General features: G+C 39.3%; 3 protein-coding genes. All 3 read left to right on the top strand.

The annotated features are described in order from the left end of the window. A partial coding sequence (locus tag RQ763_RS11395) for an ATP-dependent helicase (RefSeq protein ID WP_314153102.1) occupies positions 1-1687 on the top strand: 1687 nt, incomplete at its 5' end. 45 nt (positions 1688-1732) lie between these two features. Continuing rightward, positions 1733-1984 (top strand): hypothetical protein, encoded by a 252-nt coding sequence (locus RQ763_RS11400; RefSeq protein ID WP_314153103.1) that lies wholly within the window; start codon positions 1733-1735, stop codon positions 1982-1984. Between the two features lie 148 nt (positions 1985-2132). Next, positions 2133-2353 (top strand): hypothetical protein (locus RQ763_RS11405; protein WP_314153105.1); only part of this gene is annotated, 221 nt, incomplete at its 3' end.

A 2353-nucleotide genomic window follows, 5' to 3' on the forward strand; every position in this document is an offset into this window, starting at 1 on the left:
ACCTTATGGCGGAAACTATCTCTACGATGTCTACTCATTTTACCAAAATACGGAACTTGTAAATAATTTTGAAGAGTGGGTTAAAAACAAATACCCAGAGCATGAACTTTTTGCGATGATTTATGCCGATATTGTAGATGAGTTTGAAGCGCTTAAAAAAGAGTACGGTTTTGTAAATTTCAACGATTTGCTCCTTCATTTTCGAGCCTTGTGCAAAACTAAAGATCTTGGATATAAAGAGGTTCTTGTCGATGAGTATCAAGACACAAACGCGCTTCAAGGCACTCTCATAGACGCAATGAATCCGCCCTCGCTCTTTTGTGTAGGGGATTATGACCAGAGTATCTACGCATTTAATGGTGCGGATATCTCGATTATCGGAACATTTTCCAAAAAATTTCCGGATGCAAAAGTGCATACGCTTACGAAAAATTATCGCTCAACCGTTCCCATTCTCTCTCTTGCTACAAAAGTTATAGAGCATAATGAGCGGATTTACCCCAAAAAACTTGAAGTGACGAGAGGGCATGATTCACAACCTCCAAAACTGCTTGCATACGATGAGCTCTTCGATCAGTACCACGCTATGGCAGCGCAAATACGCGACTCTCAGACTCCAAGAGAGGAGATAGCCGTCATCTTCAGAAACAACTCTTCGGCGGACGGCATAGAGGTTGGGCTTCGTGAGCTGGACATACCTTGTAAGCGAAAGGGCGGGACAAGCTTTTTTGATTCGCGTGAAGTAAAGGCTGTTTTGGATTTCTACACTCTTTTGGTAAATGAGTCGGATATGATGTCTTTTATACATCTATTTGAGTTTGCCAGAGGCATAGGAAGTGCCATGGCGAAAGAGATCTATATTGCGCTAAAAACACTCGGTCATGGAAGTATATTTTACGGGCTTTATGCACCGGATGAGTCCATTAAAAATCCTTTTGAGAAGAGAAAGCTAAACCATCAACTGGGCTTGTTTGATGACTTTTTGGAGCTTGGAAGCGTAGGAAAATTTGCAAAACTCGGTTTTGAAGATAAGTTTATGCGCAATCCGATTTTAAAACATCCAAGGCTTACAAAAGAGAGCGCTACATTTTTGCACGATTTTTATCTCCTCTTTCGTGACCTCAAAGGTGTAAAACAACCCCGCACGATTGTAAAAAAGATTGCGGAGTCTGCAATCTACAAATATATAGCCGAATTTTTAGCAGGCAAAAGAGCGCTCCTTAAAGACGGTACGATTGATGAGAAGCAAAAAACAGAGGCACTCTCTAGGATAGCTAGAAAAATGGTTTTGCTAGAAGAACTTTCAACACCTTACAGTGAACATGAGAGATTTTTAAATGCCATGATTTTGGGTTCATCGGATCTGACGCAGGGCGAGGGGGTCAATCTGCTGAGTGTGCATGCCTCAAAAGGGTTGGAGTATAAAGAGGTTTATATAGTTGACCTAATGGACGGACGCTTTCCAAACCGTAAACTTATGCAACGTGGCGGTTCTCTAGACGAGGAGAGAAGACTCTTTTATGTAGCAGTTACAAGGGCTAAAGATATACTATATCTTAGCTATGCAAAATATGACAAGATAAAAAAGCTCAATTTTTTGCCCTCACAGTTTTTATATGAAGCGGGTTTAGTCCCAAAAGATGAGGCTTTTAGAGCTATGGTTTTAAAAGATGAAGATAAAGAATAATAATCTGGATTTTATGAGTATAATGTCGAAAAAAAGGAGTTAAATATGAAACTTATACTATCAATGGCAGCAGTGCTTTTTTTCTTGGGATGTAGCGGTGAAAACAAGCAAGAGGCAAAAGAGACGATAAACGAGGTTAAAACCGAAGCAGCGCAAGAGCTAAAAGAGGTCAAAGAAGACGTCTCTGAAAAAGCAGAAGATGTTAAAGAAGATATTTCTGATAGAGCAGAAGATGTTTCTGACGCAGCAGAAGATATTAAAGAAGATATTTCTGAAAAAGTAGAAGAGGCTAAATAAGCATTTATCTCACTCTTACTCTCCTCTCTCTCGTTCCCAACGTCCTCGTTGGGAATGCATAAAATCAAAATCAAATTACCGTGAATTTAGCCTAAAATAGGCTATAATAATTGGTGTTTAAGAAAAAAATAATATATTAGGAACAAAAATGAGAATAGTTTTACTAGCGGTTGCAGCGCTATTTATAATAGGGTGTAGCAATGAAAATAAGCAAGCGAGTGAAGAGACAGCTACCGAAGAAAAAAGTGTAGCTCAAAGCGTTAAAGAGGTAAAGAACGAAGCTATAGAGACGACTCAAGAGGTCAAAGAGCAAGTAACTCAAAAAGCGCAAGAAGTTAAAGAAGAAGTTGTACTAAAGACACAAGAGGT

Source organism: Sulfurimonas sp. (assembly GCF_032250635.1).
GTDB lineage: Bacteria > Campylobacterota > Campylobacteria > Campylobacterales > Sulfurimonadaceae > Sulfurimonas.

Coding starts and splice junctions, on each gene's coding strand:
- RQ763_RS11400 (WP_314153103.1), top strand. CDS start 1,733: ATGAAACTTATACTATCAATGGCAGCAGTGCTTTTTTTCTTGGGATGT.